Raw genomic sequence first — 17500 nt, 5'->3', positions numbered from 1 at the left:
TATCAAGAGCCAAGATATTTTAAGTATTGTTATTAATCCATTTTTCTGCGACCAATTTCACGCAACCCTACTCACATCATGAAGCCCTCTTTGAGATTTCAATTTGTGCCTTTTAATACTTTTTGTTGGATCTGAGTTACAAACGGCTGCATCGCCCGGTCTTCTGTCAACTACTTTATATGATACTTCCATTCCAGATGCTTTCTCAAAAATAAGAGCTAACGCCTTATTTATAGGAAGTACTTAATGAAGTAATGATTAAAAAACTAAAGACATGCCTATCTTTCTTCATTTATTACTCCTCCGTTAATTTTATTGATTTCCTGAAATCAACAAAATCTAGCCCTCTATAACTCTTAAGTGATTCTGCGTATACTAAATCACCAAATACCTTTTTTATAGTTTCATTACTAACCATAGTAATTTTAGAATTAAACAGTTTTATCAATTTCATTCGTTTCCCATGTTCTTGTGCAATTAATCTAACCATTTCACTCGTATTAACATATTCCTTATTTTGTGGACACAATATATCACTACTGGACTTCTCAATTAAATATCTTATAAATTCACATAAATTATCTATATAAATCATACTACGTTGGTTATCAATATCCGGAAATAAGGGTAATTTAACTGCCAATTTTGCTAATTTTTGGTAGTTACCCCTACATCCTTTACCATAAATCATTGGCGGTCGAACTATGGTTACTTTAAAATTATAAGTAGTTAAAGCTTTAATCTTCTTTTCCGCTTGTAGCTTGGATTTTCCGTAATGGCTTTTTGGGTTTAGGGAGGTGTTTTCATCAATAACTCCCTCTTTTAATCCATAAACACTCATCGAACTTAAGAAAATGAACTGTTGAACACTTTCATTTCTTGCTTTTAGCGCAATCGCTAGAGTCAGATCCCTATTTATTCTGTAATAAAGTTGTTTGTTTTTTTTCGTCTCTTTTCTATGAGCAATCCCAGCAACATGTACAACTGAATCATACTTAGAAAAGTCTTTTTCTTTCCACGTATTGTCTCTTAAACTTATTTTATCAATTGAATAATTGTCAGGATCTTTTTCCAACCAGTTCGCCAAGCTATTGCCAACATAACTGTTGTTACCTGTGATTAGTATCCGTTTCACTTTGATACAGTCTCCTTCTTACTTGTTACCTTTTCCCTGTCTGTAACCCCTGTTCCGCCTTCCACAACTCCATCACTTTTAATAACGCTGACGAAGGTGCCAAAGAAACATTTTACATCGAATAAGAAGCTCATGTTTTGCACATATTCACCATCCAGATACGCTTTTACATCAATCGGAAGTTCATCTCTTCCTCTAATTTGCGCCCATCCGGTTAGTCCCGGCAGAACAGCATTTACACCAAATTTATCCCTCTCAGCTACTAAATCATATTGGTTCCATAATGCCGGCCTTGGCCCTATAATGCTCATCGTGCCATAAATAATATTAAAGATTTGTGGTAATTCATCAAGGGATGTTTTTCTAAGAAACTTTCCCATCATCGTAATATATTGATCAGGATTTTTTAACAAGTGGGTTGGTGTATCCTTAGGCGTATCGATCTTCATCGTACGAAATTTTAGAAGGTTGAAATGTGTTTTATTGATTCCAACCCTCTTTTGTTTAAATAACACCGGACCCTTAGAATCGAGTTTAATACTAATAATGAGAATTAAGAACACTGGTGATAATAGAGCCAGACCAACTAATGAGAGTACAAGATCCATTATTCGTTTTATTTTTAAATACATGTTATGACGCTCCTCACAAATCAAAATTGTTTGGACTAATTCAGAATATATAGTGCCCAAGCAACTGTTGAAACTCTAAACGAGTGACATGGCGAAATGCCAAACCTTTAAAGCCTGACACCTGACATATATGTGAACAAGATTATAAAAGAAGAAAGCTATAAGTTTTTCACCTTTTGCTTATCGGTCAACTCATCAACCAACGCCGCTACATCTTGACCAATAACGCTATCTTTCAAGGCAAATTCTAAAGTTGTCCTGATAAACCCTAGCTTTTCACCAACATCATAACGTTTTCCTTCAAAATCATATGCGTAGACATCCTGCTCTTGATTTAAATTCTGAATGGCATCTGTCAGTTGGATTTCACCACCCGCTCCAATTTTATGTTTATCAAGATATTTGAAGATTTCCGGCGTCAGGATATAGCGACCCATTATAGCTAAGTTCGAAGGTGCTGATCCTTGGGCAGGTTTTTCAACAAGAAGGTCCACTTTGTAACGTCTGCCTTCAATCATACTTGGATCAACAATACCATAACGATCGGTTTCTTCATGAGATACTTGTTGGACACCGATAACAGAGCGTTCGGTTTGTTCATATTGCTGGATCAATTGTTTTAACCCAGGTGTTTCTGCTTCCACAATATCATCTCCCAGAAGAACGGCAAACGGCTCATCACCTATGAACTTACGGGCACACCAAACAGCGTGACCCAAGCCTTGTGGATCTTTTTGACGAATATAATGGATATCAACATTTGATGTCTGATTTACTTTTTCTAGTAATTCAAACTTCTCTTTCTTAATCAAGTTGTCTTCCAGTTCAAAATTATTATCAAAGTGGTCTTCAATGGCGCGTTTATGCTTACCAGTTACAATAATAATATCTTCAATGCCAGATTGCACAGCCTCTTCAACAATATATTGTATTGTTGGCTTATCCACGATTGGAAGCATTTCTTTTGGCATAGCCTTTGTAGCTGGCAGAAATCTCGTACCAAGTCCTGCCGCTGGAATAATTGCTTTTTTAATAGTTTTCATTAATACAACCTCCTTATGAGCCTTTCACAGCTAACAGCGTCTTCTCCATATAAACAATCTTCATCAATTCATCCTTCAAATCGGTAGAATCGTATCCTTCAAACCGCTCAATCAAATCAACAAGCAAGCCGGAATCCACCTCAATCGTCCGTCCAATATAAATCTTCTCATAAACTTCCCCAGGCAGAACCTCATCTTCACCAAGCAGTTCCTCATACATTTTCTCACCAGGACGTTTACCGGTGAATTCTATCTTTATTTCATCTTCGGAGTAGCCTGATAGTTTAATAAGATTACGCGCCAAATCAACAATTTTTACTGGTTCACCCATGTCTAGGACAAATATTTCTCCACCCTTGGCAAGTGTACCTGCCTGTATAACCAGTCTTGATGCTTCAGGTATCGTCATGAAGTAACGTGTCATTTCCGGATCAGTAACTGTAACTGGGCCACCATTCTCAATCTGCTTCTTAAATCGTGGTATCACACTTCCGCGGCTTCCGAGAACATTACCAAATCGAACGGCGACAAATTTAGTTTTGCTTCTTCGTGAAATATCCTGTACAACCATTTCGGCAATTCGTTTGGTAGCACCCATCACATTAGTCGGGTTTACCGCTTTGTCGGTGGATACCATGACGAACTTGGCAACTCCAAATGTATCAGCCGCTTCGGCGACATTTTTTGTACCGATGACATTGTTTTTGACCGACTCATGTGGATTGTACTCCATTAATGGTACATGTTTGTGTGCGGCTGCATGATAGACGATCGCCGGTTGATGCTGTCGTACAATTTCAAATATACGCTCGCGGTCCTGGACATCGCCGATCACCGGAACAATTTCCACATCATCGTTCGGGTATTTCTCACGTAATTCCATATCAATCGTATAAATGCTGAATTCGCCGTGTCCCACGAGTATGATTTTACCGGGCGAAAAACGCATCAATTGGCGGCACAGTTCTGATCCAATTGATCCACCGGCACCGGTTACCATGACAGTACTTCGGGTTACATACTCCGAAATAGCATTGATATCAAGTTCAACTGGTTCGCGTCCAAGCAGGTCTTCCACCTCAACATTTTTTAAGTGGTTGACCGAAACTTTTCCGGTCATCAGATCTTCTATTTTGGGAATCATCTGCACTTGAGCATTTGTTTGGTTGCATTCCATTACGAGCTTGTTCAATGCGCCATTTTGTAAAGACGGAATAGCAATGACGATATGTTCGATGTTCTGCCTTTCGACAATTTCTGGTATGTGTATTGCTCGTCCTAATACAGGAATTCCGTATATCTGCATCCGTTGTTTACTCAAGTCATCATCAACAAAAGCAACTGGCAACAGTTCACTGTTATCGAAGTTATTTTTCAACTGCCGAACAATCATAGAGCCAGCCGCCCCAGCACCCACAATTAGTGTACGTTTTTTATCCTTAGCATTTGTAACGTAACGGTCACGATAGATGCGCCAGATGAAACGGGATCCACCGATTAATGTAATATGTAATAGCCAGGTGACAACAAGTGCCCGTTTAAACATGGAAAAATCATTTGTTAAAAATTGAATAATTCCTGCCGTTATGATAGATAAGGTGACAGCTTTTACAATTGCAATTAGTTCACCGACACTCGCATATGCCCATACTTTGTTGTATAATTTATAAACCATTGCAAAAAGGTGATGAAAAAATAATAGAGCAATAGAGCTGATGATGAGTGCTGAATTTTCAAATACAGGCATAAAGGGATAGACAACCCAGGCAGCGACGAAGATTGCCATACTGACAATAATCGAATCCATAATCATAAGTAAAGTCATTCGACTTTTATAACTCATTCCAACAACACCTTTCCTGTATTTTCGACAATTCTATTATAACATCTATTGAAGTGATTGTTTTTTAAAATTGTGTTAAAAACAACACTCCTATCATACTAGATACAAGGTCATATTTTAAGCGACTTTGCCATCCGGAGTAATACCTTTGCTTAGCACCATCGAAAAACGTCAATAAATGTCGAAGCTGTTTTCGAAGGGACAGTATGTAAAAATTCAATTACCTCGTTGCGTTTATGAATTTGCAGCTTGTAATAGATAAATACTGATATAAATTTTAACCGTTCCTTCGCCAAAAAAAGTTTGTCTGCAGTTTGCTTGTTTGAGTGCTTTTCCATAATAAGATACGCGATGTGAAGTTCCCGATCGGTGAGGAATAACCCGTGATTTTCGCCGAGAATTTGTTTATTGCTTAGTGTAAGTTCGCGGACCCGGCCGGAAAGAATACTGGCTACTTCACCGTTAAATACTGTCTGACCGCGATAAGCATCGCGAATAGCACGGTGCAAATTTTCCGGGTATAATTCCTTCAGAAGGAAGCCATCCGCTCCGACGCTGATGCCGCGGATAACGAGTTCCTCATCAGGGGTTGTTGTCAGCAGCACTACTTGGACATCAGGGCGATTCTCCTTGATTTGTGACGTAGCCTGGACCCCCATCGAGACTCGGCATATGAATGTCCATTAACACAACATTCGGCGTGGGTTCTACAATCTAAGCGAGGGCCACTTTTCCATCTTCGGCCATCCCAACCATATTAATGTTGTCTTCGGTTTTCAATAATGACCGGACACCTTCACGGAACAGCCGCTCATCTTCTACCAACAGTACGTTAATCACGAATCACAACCCCTTAGGCATCGAAATGGTCCTATTATACTGAATTAGGTTCGCAAAAATGTGTATAACTATAAAAAGCGCCAGACAGATAGGGTTTCTAAATCCGACACTTTTAGAACAGTCCCAAGAATTTTTTCTTCTTGATCATTTCCGGTTCCATCCGGTTTACATTTTGACCGTCAACAAGAAGCTGAGTGTTTTCCAGAAACATATAATATGCCTCATTTCCATGTTGTTCCTGGAGTTCCTGATAAGCCTCATTCAGCGCAAACCCTCGTGTAGTTGTATTATGTGCATCTGAAGCAATAAAATGCGTTAAATTTGCCTCAACAAGCTGGTTGGAGAACTTTTGGATTTTTTTCCCGAATTTCCCGGCCAAGCTTGCAGCTGTTACTTGAGTTAAGGCTCCTCTTTGTACAAATTCAAACAACATAGTAGGATGCTCAATCAGTTTGGAATTCCGCTCCGGGTGCACGATGATTGGTGTATAACCAGCCACCTGCATATCAAACAGCAACTGTTTCGTATACCGCGGTACCTGATTGGACGGGAATTCGACAAAGACATACTTGGTGTCATTCAGTGGGGCAACCTCACCCTTTTGGAGTCCTTCAATCATGTCCCCATGTATTCTCGACTCCTGCCCGGGGAGGACCGTCAATGGAATGCCTTCCTTACTCAGTCGCTCGTTCAGTTCGTTTGTACGCGTGATTATATCCTGTTTGTAATTATCATATTTGCCGTTGCAGTGATGCGGGGTGGCAACAATGGTTTTGATTCCTTGCTGGGCGGCAGTTTTTGCCATGTCCAGACTGTCTTCCATTGTTTTTGCCCCGTCATCAATGCCGGGTAGTATGTGACAATGTATATCAATCATGCTGCTCACGTCCAGATAATTAGTTTAATAGAAATACTAATAATTTAGTATAACAAAAATCTGGTAAATTTTACAGTATATTTCAATAATCGACAGCAGAAATATGCAGATGATTTCGTCGATTAATTGACAATAATACTATTAAAACATATGCAAATGGTTACATACAACGGTAATTTCTAGTTGTGCTATAAATCATTAATAATACCTCAACTGCACATAAGAATGACTATGCATTTAACTATCATTCACAAACCACATTCAAACCATTGGAATAGCCGATAGTTGCATAGTCATAAGATGTCGTACTATATTAGTAGTTTACAAACCTTTTAGAAAACGTACGATCTTGCTTTTTATGACATGTTCGGGTTCTTTTTTAATAATCCGTTCACCACTATACAGAAGGTTACTGTTTTCACGAAAATACTCCTCGTAATAAGATCCGAGCCGTTTGTATGCTTTTTGCAGTTGGAATTCACCTTTTCTGGAATCTTGCGCGTCTGATGCTACAAAGTGGATCATATTAACACCAAGCAGCAATTGGATGAGTTTTTCTGCCTTCTTACCTTTTTTACCCATCACGCCAGCAGCACTCACTTGTACGAGCGCTCCTCTTTTAACCATACGATAAAGGTTATTCGGCTTATCGATGATATCTTTATTCCGCTCCACATTGGAGAATATCGGTGTATACCCGACCATTTGCATGTCATAGATTAATGTACTTATATATGGGGGCAGGTGGTCGGTCGGCAGCTCAATTAGAACATACCCTGTATTTTTCATAAATGGTGCGATATGCCCGCGTTTTAAGTCAGTTACGATATTTTCATAGATTTGGATCCCTTTTCCGGTCGATTCATGGAGTGATTCATGCTTTTGAGCCTCTTTAACTTCACTCATTTTCGACATCCTTTCGTTAACCAATTTCCAATTCGATACAGATTGTAGCACTTCATTCCTGCTACTTATTACCTAAACATAATCATAACAAATTTCCTTGCCAAAAAGCAAGGAAATTTTGGTACAATATTCCTCATATTTCTACAAGTTAGTTTACCCCGTAATAGTAGTAATAATTGTTTTTCTTCTTTTCGACATCATTCAGGATGGATCCCAATAATTTTGCCTGTGCTGACTGAAGTACCTCAAGTGCTTTTTGTGCGGTTTCGTACTCTGTTTGTTTGCTGCGGACAACCAGCAGTGACCCGTCAGACAGGTTAGCGAGAATCTGAGCATCTGTCACAGCCAGAACAGGTGGCGTGTCAAATAGAATGATGTCATATGTCATACTTGCCTCGTTAATCATTTGTTCCATCTTTTTTGACCCAAGCAGTTCGGATGGGTTCGGCGGGATTGGTCCGCATGAGATGACATCCAGGTTTTCCACATCCGTTTCATTGACTGCCTGTTGAATGGACGAATCACCTACCAGAAGATTGCTCAGTCCGGTCAGGTTATCCAACCGGAACGTATAGTGCACAGTTGGTTTTCGCATATCGGCATCGACAAGCAGCACTTTTTTGCCCTGCTGTGCGTAGACAACGGCCAGGTTAGCGGCGCTGGATGATTTGCCTTCTTCCGGGCCTGATGATGTGACGAGGATGGTTTTCAATTCACTGTCGACCGAAGCATATTGGATGTTCGTTCTTACCGTCCGGAACTGCTCGGATACAGGTGACTTTGGGTTCAATTTGGTAATCAGGTGCCGGATTTTACTGTTTTTAGATTGACTTTTTTTGCGACCCACTGAAACCACCTCGCTTTCGTCTGCTTACTGCTGCCGCCTGAAAGTCATCAGGGCGGATATCGTTATCATCAATGTGCGAAATAATGCCCAGTACTGGAACACCAAGCTTCTCGGCAATATCCGATTCAGTCTTAACCGTATTATCCAGGTATTCAAGCAGGAACGCCAAGCCTACGCCAATCATGCCACCGAGTACAATGGCAATAGCGATGTTCAGCATCGGTTTCGGACTGACCGGTGCTGGGTCGTCGCCAACATCTGCGTTGGATAGAATACTGACATTATCCACGTTCATGATGTCCGGGGTTTTTTTCTGGAAAACACTAACGGTTGTGTTGGCAATTTCTTGTGCCTGTTGCGGGTTTGTATCCGTTACCGTTACCGTCACAACTTGTGACTTTTCCGCACTAGCCACATTGAGTTTATTTTGCAGCTGGCTGGCGGTGATGCCCAGGTCCAATTCCTTTACAACGTCTTCCAGGATGGCCGGACTTTTTATAATGATATTATACGTATTAATCAGTTGCTGACTTGTCTGGATGTCGTTAACACTATACGGCGCATCTGATTTCTGTTGGCTCTGGTTAACGATAAACTGGGAACTTGCTTCATAACTCGGAGTTAAAACATAAAACGTCACGATTGCACTGATTAAGGCTGCCGCCACGATAAGTGTGATAATCAGCAACAAGCGTTTCTTGATAACCTCAAAAATTTCCTTGAGGGAGATGGTTTCCTCCATGTTGTGCGTACCTCCATTAACTTTCATTCTATTAAGTATACGATAAGTTCGACAATACAAACGAAATTATAACACACTTTTGCCGATTACTGTATAGTTTTTGTGATAGAAAAAGAACCACCCAATGTGGTGTGGTTCTTTCGTAATCTAGTTCTTTTTCGCCAGCATGTCATGAACTTTCCGCACTTCTTCTTCCGCTACCTGGAAGTAGAATACCCCATCAATTCTGGCAGGTTCTGCTTTCATCATGTAAGTGTCCATATTTTTGCGTACATTGCGGTAATTCATGAACAGGCCTTTCATATCGGCAAAATCGAGATTGGTCGACATGTTGTCACCGAGCACATCGAGCATATCGCCGATTTTTCCGACTGATGAGAAACTGGCACCTTTGTCAACGACCGCTTTAATGACCTGCCGCTGTCGTTCCGTCCGGCCGAGATCGCCTCGTGGGTCGAGGTGGCGCATGCGGACATAGCCCATTGCTTGCGGTCCATTCAGATGGATGTTGCCTTTCTCGTAATGGTAGCCTTTTTTGTAATAGCCTTCATCATACCATTCTATCTCGTTGTTGACGTTAATACCGCCGATTGCATCGACCATGTCGGACAGCCCCTGCATGTTCATCGACACATAGTAATCCAGTTCGATGTCCAAGAAACTTTCCACCGTAGCAACCGACTTGCCGACCCCGCCGTAAGCATAGGCGTGATTGATTTTTTCATATCCATAATCTTGCCCGGCAATGTCCACCCGTGTGTCACGCGGAATGCTGACGATTTTCATCTCGTTTTGTTTCGGACGCAATGACAGCACCATAATCGCATCGGACCGGCCAGTATCGTTCGGGCGCTTATCCACGCCGAGCAGGAGGATGTTGAGCGGTTCCTCGTTGTTCATTTTATCTTTCCCGACATCTTCATCGATGGATTTTACGTTTTGATAGACTTCATCATTAATGGTGCTTTTCGCATCCACATAGATGGACGTTACATAGGCGACAACACCCAGCACCAGTAAACCTATTATACTTGAAAGGACTTTTATCCATCGCTTCACCTTTTTGGGCTTGTGATGTCTGTACATTCTTTTATTTTCACTCATAATCTATAACCTCAATTTCTATTGTTTCCGTTTGATTTGTCGAATTTTGACTTTTACATGACCCTTACTATTATAACGTAATTGAACGATGAATGAAACAGGTTAATTTTGGTTACAGGAAGTTTACTTATATTACATTGTTATTACAAATACGACAAGAATCTATTAAATTTTTACATCTGCATGCTATACTTATATGTACTTTAAACTATCTGCATGTGAAGGGAGATTAATCGATTTGGCCAACAAGAAAATATTTATGTCGGTGACTGCAACTGCTTTCATTGCATCAGCATTTATTGGTGCGCAAGATGCCGAAGCTGCTTCATACAAAGTTAAAAGCGGCGATTCACTTTGGGGCATCGCACAGAAGCACAACACGAGTGTCGCAAACTTGAAAGACTGGAACGATCTCAGCAGCAACTTAATTTTCCCGAATCAGGTACTGGAAACTTCGAAATCATCTAATTCTACTAATCAATCAACTAATAATTCTAGTAAATCTACATATACAGTGAAGAGCGGTGACACGCTAAGCGGCATCGCGTCCAGACATAATATTTCGTTATCTGATTTGATGGATTGGAATAATTTAGATTCCTGGCTGATTCACCCGGGCGATAAGCTGGCTGTGTCGAAGGGTGCGGGGTCATCCTCTAATTCTGGTTCGAGCGCGGGTTCTGGCTCTTCTTCAGGTGAACCTTCAACTGGTTCCGCTACCGTGTATACCGTGAAATCCGGAGATACGTTATCAGAAATCGGCGCGCAACATAACGTGTCGGTTCGGGAATTAAAACGATGGAACGATTTGTCGTCTAGTTTGATATATGTTGGACAGAAGTTGAATATTGGATCCAGTGGGAATGGCGGCTCGGATGCAGGCTCCGGATCGAACGCGGGCTCATCCGGTAATTCCGGTTCCAGCTCGGGCGGATCCGCGGTGGATACCGACTATAATGTTAATGAGCTGGTGAGCACCGCCAAGAACCAGCTGGGCGTCGGCTATGCATGGGGCGGCACCACACCATCCGGATTCGACTGCAGCGGATATATTTATTATGTATATAATAAAGCAGGAAAAAATCTTTCCCGCTTGTCCACTGAGGGCTATTTTAACCGCTCCTTCTATGTAAACAAGCCACAAGTCGGGGACTTAGTATTTTTCGAGAACACCTATAAATCCGGCATCTCGCACATGGGAATCTATCTAGGAAATAACCGATTCATCAACGCCAGCTCAGACGGCGTAGAAATTGCCAACCTGGACAACCCATACTGGAGCAAGCACTTTGACAGCTTTAAGCGTTTTTATTAATTTATTTATGAAGGAAGCCATTCGGTCGTGACCGAATGGCTTTTTTATTGAATGGAATGGAAGATTTTCGGCTGCCGCCGAAAATCAACTGCCTGACGGGATCGCACATTGATGTCGAGTTCGCATGTTTTTGGGTGGAGTTCGCACGTTTGGATGCTGACTTCGCATGTTTGGTTACCGCGTTCGCACGTTTTCGAGTGGACTTCGCACGTTTGAGCACCCTGCGTTCGCACGTTTCCGACCCCACTTCGCACGTTTGAGCACGCGTTCGCACGTTTCCGACCCCACTTCGCACGTTTGACTGCTGAGTTCGCACGTTTCGGGCCCAACTTCGCACGTTTGACTGCTGAGTTCGCACGTTTGACTGCTGAGTTCGCACGTTTGAACCCCAAGTTCGCACGTTCTCCCTTTGCTGCTGCTCCGCTATCTCCCTACCACCCAGCGCTTTCCATCTTCTAACCGTAAAAACTCACAATTTGCCAATATCCTCGTCGCAATGCCGCGAGAATCGATTCTCAACAACCGCATACATACACTATTGGTAATATAAGGTTTAAACAATAAGTATGTCCGCAATACTTCCAAGTGAGCGTTCACTGAATAGCACTCACACTTTCCACACCCCCATCCACCATGCACCCGCCGCATTCCGAGCAATCGGCAATCCGGACACATCACACCTGGTGACAAATCGCGCAGCTGAATGCCATATTCCCGGATGATATCGCGGTCATATTCGATGCAGTCGCTTAAAATCTGTTTTCCTATTTGCCAATCCTGCAATTTGCCAGCACCTGCGTTCGTAAGCTCACGTTCTTTTTCCAGTATCATTGAGGGAATGCGGGCGCCGTGCGCGACGACTTTGGCGAGTTCTATTTCATCCCCCACCACTTCAATGATCGTGGATGGATCGGCGATGGCGACAAAGTAATAGATGGGAATGTTGGTCATGTTGTGCTGGAATAAATAATTTTGGAGGTGGAACTTTTGATTTTCGACTTGGGTGATGGGATATTCGAAGCCGGATTCAATTACGCCGTTACTGCGGGTGAGCTGGCGTAGGTTAGTGTTGAAGGTGATTTTGTCCTTAAAATGTTTTGCTTCAACTAGATATATGGCGTATTTTCCGCAAATAACATTGTCAGATTGGGTGGTTTTTCCGTTCACTTGGAGGCATACGTCCTGCAGAATGGTGTGTCTTGTGGCAAGATTATCAAGATAGTAGTCCACTTTCTTTTCGCCGATGTAGCCGCGCTGGCGAATAGCTGCATCCTGTTTCATCTCGGACAGCCTGGGGAAATTCGGTGCCAGCCTCGGAATAATCGCATCCAGCTTCACGAGCGGTCGAGGTTTTTTACGCGTTTTAATTTTCATTTTGGTTCACTTCCTGTTTTTCCTACATTATAAAACACTTCCTTCCAAAGTAAAATTTGCCAAAATTGGCTGCAGCGCCTGCAAAACGGCATTTTGACGTGTGGAATAACCTAAATTTACCGAAACCGCTTATCTAATCCAGAAATAGGCGACATGCGGATTGTAAAATTTAATTTTGATAGTATTTAACCATTAAATCATAAACGCCTCAACTGACTCCTCAAGATAGCCTTCAATAAACTCCGCTAATCCATCTTTTTCGTGGTGCCCTGTTACAAGATCAGCTGCTGCTTTTACCTCGTCACTGGCGTTTCCCATTGCTGCGCTTATCCCGACGCGACGAAGCATTTCGGTATCATTTGGTCCGTCACCAATTGCTGCTGCTTCACTTGGGTAAATTCGAAATGCGTCAAGCAAGCTTTTTATGGCTGACCATTTCGACACATTCGGGGCAACCAGCTCAAACCCGTCATTCCAGTTAATGACTTCTGCTTCATCCTTAAACAAAGCGGATAACGCGGGACATGGTGCACCAGTTCGAACACTGTATTTCAGGACATCCGCATAATGTGCCTGCCGTAAATCACCGATATATTGCGGTCCCGTTTGTCCAACCTGTATCCAATCGTCAATTTCTGCATTTGTGTGATTGCAATAAAACCCGTTTGCTGTATGGATAATGACATTACCGCGGATTTTATCAGTCAAGTCGTGAAATCGTTCTTTATTTAATTGGACTGTATTCCGTTGCATCACTCTTCCTGCCAACGGATCATGAATGGAAGCGCCATTCAAGCAAATCATCGGTGTTTGCAGTCCAAGTTCTTTATGGTATGGGGCGGTGATTTCATAATGCCGGCCAGTAGCCAGAAACACCTTCACTCCCTGATTCATCAGTCTAATGATCGCTTTCCTGTTTCGATCCGATATGCTTTTTGATGCTGTTAACAACGTGTCATCCATGTCAATAAATAACGCACGGATACTCAAATTATTTTGCCTCCTTATTGTTTATACACCCATGCTAACATTGGAATATTAAACCTGTGTAAACTCCATGTGTAAATTTAATGACGTTTTGTATAATAAAAAACATCCAGCCGCAGCTGGATGTTTTCCTTTACAATGATTCTTTTACTTTTTTGGCAACGTCATCCGGTACCCATTCAGTCCAGATATCCGGATTTTTCTTGAGCCATTCTTTTGCTTTTTCTTCCGCCTTAATATCATTTTTATGCATATCGGACAGGACAGCATTGGTGATATCGGCGCTTGTTTGGTAATTGCTCAAAAAGTCAACAACGTCTGGTGCCGTTTTGCCGAATTCTTTATTAATAGCGACGATAACATCATTTTGCGGGAATGAGCCTTCCAGATACGTCATATCATACATGCCAAGCATCCAGGTCGGTCCCCACATATAGCCTACCCACGGCTCTCCATCTTCGTAATGTTTCACCATCGACTTTTTAAGGGATGCACCTGAGCCTGGCTGAATATATTTAAACTCTTCCTTCAGACCGTATTTCTTCATTTCCTGCTGAGCAATTTCTTCCGCCTTCCAGCCAAGTGGTGATCCGTACAATTTTCCATCAAATACATCCGCATATTTAGCCAGATCTTCTGTCGTTTTAAGTTCCGGTGCCATCGGTTTGATTCCGCGCTCCGGATCCCCTTCGATAACATAGGTTGGAACGTAAAATCCTTGCACATTATCATCAAAGTTAACTGATACTTTCTTCACCGTTCCTGAATCTACCGCCTTTTCCCAGGCTGCTTTGATATTTTGTTTCCAAATTTCCATATAGACATCAATGTCACCATCCTGCAAGGCCAATACCGTTACCGAGGTCGATCCTTGCGTGACGTCGGTCGGATAGCCATAACCCTCCTCGATAATCGTACGGGCCACCCAGTTATGGAACCGGAGACTTTCCCATCCTGCATCTGCAAAGACGATTGGCTCTTTTTTCGCCTTGTCTCCATTACTGCTGCTGCTTTCTTTATCCGATCCGTCATCCGAACCGGAACACGCCGCCAACACGAGCAGTGGAATGATCATCATGATGACAGCAATCCGTTTGTAAACTTTCTTCATGTCAGTAAAAACACTCCTTTTTATTTTTGACGCGAGTGGCCAATACCGCCACACGCCATTATGAAACTTTTAATAATAGATTCTGAAAATAGAAAGGCGGGAAATTTGTTGATACCTGCTTTACTATACCATAGATTGCACACAATAAAAACAGTTTTGTTATTTTTCATAGCATAAATTGTATGTACAGTATAAATTTTATAGATTGTATAAGTGTGGTGTTGCGGTATTTGGAGCTACTAATTTTTTGGGCAGAATGTTGCATGTTTTGGGGTGGGGTTCACACGTTTCAGACCGAGTTTCGCATGTTTTGAAGTGAGTTCGCACGTTTTGGGGATGACTTTGCACGTTTGGGAGGGCACTTCGCACGAATTCAAGCCTAGTTTGCACGTTTCCGGCAGAGTTCACACGTTTGTCCGGCTACTTCGCACGTTTAAACTGTCCACTATACTGCTGAAAAGTTTTATTAAGTAGAAGCATTTTGTTGTTCCTAAACACAGCCCTATTTCCCTATTATTTTATTAAAGATCGGCTTATTCATTAATCCATAAGCCTTATTTGTGTTTGTTCTCGAAGGAGATTAAGAAAATTTGTAGAAGTCTTGATTTGAATGACAGAATTAATAGAATTTTGCGGAAGGGAGTGGTGTAAGAACAATTGAATATTTGAATTGGAAGTGGTGTTTTATCAACTTGCAACAAATCACTCAAGGAGGGTTCATTCATGGTCATCAATCAGCGAATTATTGTATCAACTTTATTAATTTTTTTCATGATGATGAGCTTGCTGGCAATACCATCAGGTGTCTTTGCAAAGGAAGATGCACTCTCACTAAACAAGTCAGATACTGGCACACTTCAGGAAGCTTTCAAAAAGGCATCCAAAGAGTTTGACGTCCCGCAAAGTATACTCATGTCTGTCTCATACAACATGACGCGATGGAACCATCATCGGGGCAAGCCAAGTACATCCGGTGGTTATGGTGTGATGCATCTGACTCAGGTCAACCGTATACCAGAGGTCAGTGCAAAGGGCGACGGCATCGATAAAAAAAGCCGCTTTGTGGAAGACAATCCAAACATGCACACGCTTGATGAAGCTGCAAAATTGTTGGGAGTCAATGAGAATGCCCTTAAACAAAACCCCGTGCAAAACATTCGGGGAGGCGCAGCGCTACTAGCAAAGTATGCCCGCCAGACTACTGGTGAGACCCCAAAGGATCCGTCAGATTGGTATGGGGCAGTAGTCAAATATAGTAATTCAGAATACGAAGCCGTAGCAAAGTCCTTTGCCGACCGTGTGTACGAGGCAATTCAAGAAGGTGTAGAACGATCGACCTTAAACGGACAACATGTCGTATTAAAGGATAAAAAGGTAAAGCCGAACAAAGGCACGATTCACAAACTAAAGCTTCGCAACCCCAAGAACACAAACGCCGATTGCCCGAACGGTTTAGCCTGCAGGTTCATCCCAGCCCTTTATGAGCAATTTTCCAGCAGTTCGTATAATTACGGGAATTACGACCTTGCCAACCGTCCCCAAGACGGACTTGATATTAACTATATCATTATTCACGATATCGAAGGGACTTATATGGAGGGAATTAATACATTTTTATCCCAATCATATGTGAGTGCCCACTATGTCCTCAGGTCAACGGATGGGCAAATCACAGAGATGGTAAGGCCTGATGATGTGGCATGGCACGCAGGAAATTGGTATGTCAACTATCATTCTATCGGCCTGGAACATGCAGGTGTCGCGGTTGAAGGTGCAGAATGGTACAGTGAGCAAATGTATCACGCCTCCGCCAGACTTGTAAGATACCTTGCAGAAAGATATGATATCCCTCTCGACAGGCAGCATATTCTTGGTCATGACGAAGTTCCGGGAACAAGCGCAGAAGATCAGTCCAGCATGCACTGGGATCCGGGACCATATTGGAACTGGGAGCACTATTTCAAACTGCTTGGGGAACCAGTACATGCACGTGATGAAGAAGTTGAGGAGGATGGAGACAGCGATAATAATATTGTAACAATTGCGCCGAAATTCCACAAAAATGAACCGATTTTAACCTATAAAGGAGAGCAATTAGAGCAACAGTCAACCAACTTTGTTTACTTGCGCACTGCTCCAAGTTTTGATGCACCTTTAATTGGCGATCCTGCTCTCCATCCCGGCGGTGAACCTGGTACGACATTGATCTATGATTGGGGAGACAAAGCAGTATTTGGACAAAGCTATTACCGTGCGGACAGGGTAAATGACTGGACTGCAATCTACTACGCGGGGCAGAAGGCTTGGTTCCATAACCCGAACGGTAAAAAAGCCGTTCCCGGAAATGGGTTGCTTATTACTCCGAAAAATGGCATGGAATCCATTCCTGTCTATGGAATGGCACTTCCTGAAGAGTCTGCTTACGAAGGTACTGGGATACCTCAATGGGCAAGAGGAAACATCAACCCATTACAGTACAGGATTCCAGCCGGGCAAGTATACGTTGCCTCAGGCCCGTTCAATGCCGATTATTATTATGCAAAACGATACAATCAACCAGAAACGAATCAGGTTGTTGAGGGTGAAACCGAATACTATCAGATTGCCTTCAATCACCGTATGGCTTTTGTTAAGAAAAGCGATGTCAACGTCATCCACCAATCTGATGAGGATGATGACAATGATGAGGAGGAAGACGACGATAACGATGATGCCGAAGATTAAGGTCACTTTATAAAAAAACA

The 17500-nt window shown here is 42.2% G+C and carries 16 protein-coding genes; 2 read left to right on the top strand and 14 right to left on the bottom strand.

Features of this window, described 5'->3' with window-relative positions:
* Positions 1-295: 295 nt before the first annotated feature.
* From ABD010_RS12320 to ABD010_RS12270, 11 genes are all read right to left on the bottom strand, one after another.
* Entirely contained in the window at positions 296-1135 is an 840-nt protein-coding gene (locus ABD010_RS12320; protein WP_343813485.1) for an NAD-dependent epimerase/dehydratase family protein, read from the bottom strand.
* A complete protein-coding gene (locus ABD010_RS12315) occupies positions 1132-1767 on the bottom strand; it encodes a sugar transferase (RefSeq protein ID WP_343813482.1) in 636 nt (211 codons plus the stop codon). Before ABD010_RS12315 ends, ABD010_RS12320 begins: the two co-directional genes overlap by 4 nt.
* Positions 1768-1925: 158 nt before the next feature.
* Complete coding sequence (gene galU / locus ABD010_RS12310; protein WP_343813480.1) at positions 1926-2810, bottom strand: UTP--glucose-1-phosphate uridylyltransferase GalU; 885 nt, start codon at positions 2808-2810, stop codon at positions 1926-1928.
* Positions 2811-2823: 13 nt separating this feature from the next.
* Positions 2824-4653, bottom strand: coding sequence for a polysaccharide biosynthesis protein (locus tag ABD010_RS12305; protein ID WP_343813477.1), 1830 nt, complete (start codon positions 4651-4653; stop codon positions 2824-2826).
* Between the two features lie 152 nt (positions 4654-4805).
* Entirely contained in the window at positions 4806-5312 is a 507-nt protein-coding gene (locus tag ABD010_RS12300; RefSeq protein WP_343813474.1) for a response regulator, read from the bottom strand.
* 55 nt (positions 5313-5367) lie between these two features.
* A complete protein-coding gene (locus tag ABD010_RS12295; RefSeq protein WP_343813471.1) occupies positions 5368-5493 on the bottom strand; it encodes a helix-turn-helix domain-containing protein in 126 nt (41 codons plus the stop codon).
* A gap of 112 nt (positions 5494-5605) precedes the next feature.
* Positions 5606-6370 (bottom strand): tyrosine-protein phosphatase, encoded by a 765-nt coding sequence (locus tag ABD010_RS12290; RefSeq protein ID WP_343813468.1) that lies wholly within the window; start codon positions 6368-6370, stop codon positions 5606-5608.
* Between the two features lie 321 nt (positions 6371-6691).
* Entirely contained in the window at positions 6692-7285 is a 594-nt protein-coding gene (locus tag ABD010_RS12285) for a CpsB/CapC family capsule biosynthesis tyrosine phosphatase (protein WP_343813519.1), read from the bottom strand.
* A 139-nt stretch (positions 7286-7424) separates the two neighbouring features.
* On the bottom strand, positions 7425-8123 hold the full coding sequence (locus tag ABD010_RS12280; protein ID WP_343813465.1) for a CpsD/CapB family tyrosine-protein kinase: 699 nt from the start codon (positions 8121-8123) through the stop codon (positions 7425-7427).
* The gene (locus ABD010_RS12275) at positions 8098-8865 is read right to left on the bottom strand and encodes a YveK family protein (protein ID WP_343813462.1); all 768 of its coding nucleotides are present in this window, start codon (positions 8863-8865) and stop codon (positions 8098-8100) included. The genes ABD010_RS12280 and ABD010_RS12275 overlap by 26 nt, the downstream gene beginning before the upstream one ends.
* 147 nt (positions 8866-9012) lie before the next feature.
* Positions 9013-9969, bottom strand: coding sequence for an LCP family glycopolymer transferase (locus ABD010_RS12270; protein ID WP_343813459.1), 957 nt, complete (start codon positions 9967-9969; stop codon positions 9013-9015).
* Between the two features lie 238 nt (positions 9970-10207).
* On the opposite strand from ABD010_RS12270, the gene ABD010_RS12265 reads away from it, so the two are divergent.
* Complete coding sequence (locus ABD010_RS12265; RefSeq protein ID WP_343813518.1) at positions 10208-11284, top strand: C40 family peptidase; 1077 nt, start codon at positions 10208-10210, stop codon at positions 11282-11284.
* Positions 11285-11707: 423 nt separating this feature from the next.
* On the opposite strand, the gene ABD010_RS12260 is transcribed toward ABD010_RS12265, so the two are convergent.
* From ABD010_RS12260 to ABD010_RS12250, 3 genes are all read right to left on the bottom strand, one after another.
* Entirely contained in the window at positions 11708-12658 is a 951-nt protein-coding gene (locus ABD010_RS12260; RefSeq protein WP_343813457.1) for a nuclease-related domain-containing protein, read from the bottom strand.
* Between the two features lie 192 nt (positions 12659-12850).
* Positions 12851-13648 carry an HAD family hydrolase gene (locus tag ABD010_RS12255; RefSeq protein ID WP_343813454.1) on the bottom strand — a complete coding sequence of 266 codons (798 nt, stop codon included), beginning with the start codon at positions 13646-13648 and terminating at the stop codon, positions 12851-12853.
* Positions 13649-13778: 130 nt separating this feature from the next.
* Positions 13779-14756 (bottom strand): ABC transporter substrate-binding protein, encoded by a 978-nt coding sequence (locus ABD010_RS12250; RefSeq protein ID WP_343813451.1) that lies wholly within the window; start codon positions 14754-14756, stop codon positions 13779-13781.
* Between the two features lie 723 nt (positions 14757-15479).
* Between ABD010_RS12250 and ABD010_RS12245 the strand changes: the two genes are divergently transcribed.
* Entirely contained in the window at positions 15480-17480 is a 2001-nt protein-coding gene (locus tag ABD010_RS12245; protein ID WP_343813448.1) for an N-acetylmuramoyl-L-alanine amidase, read from the top strand.
* The last annotated feature ends 20 nt before the right edge of the window (positions 17481-17500 follow it).

The sequence above is a fragment of the Virgibacillus siamensis genome (genome assembly GCF_039522605.1).
In the GTDB taxonomy this organism is placed as follows: Bacteria; Bacillota; Bacilli; order Bacillales; family Amphibacillaceae; genus Lentibacillus; species Lentibacillus siamensis.
The sequence above is the reverse complement of the archived record's forward strand: the minus strand, read 5'-3'. Positions and strand labels throughout refer to the sequence as shown.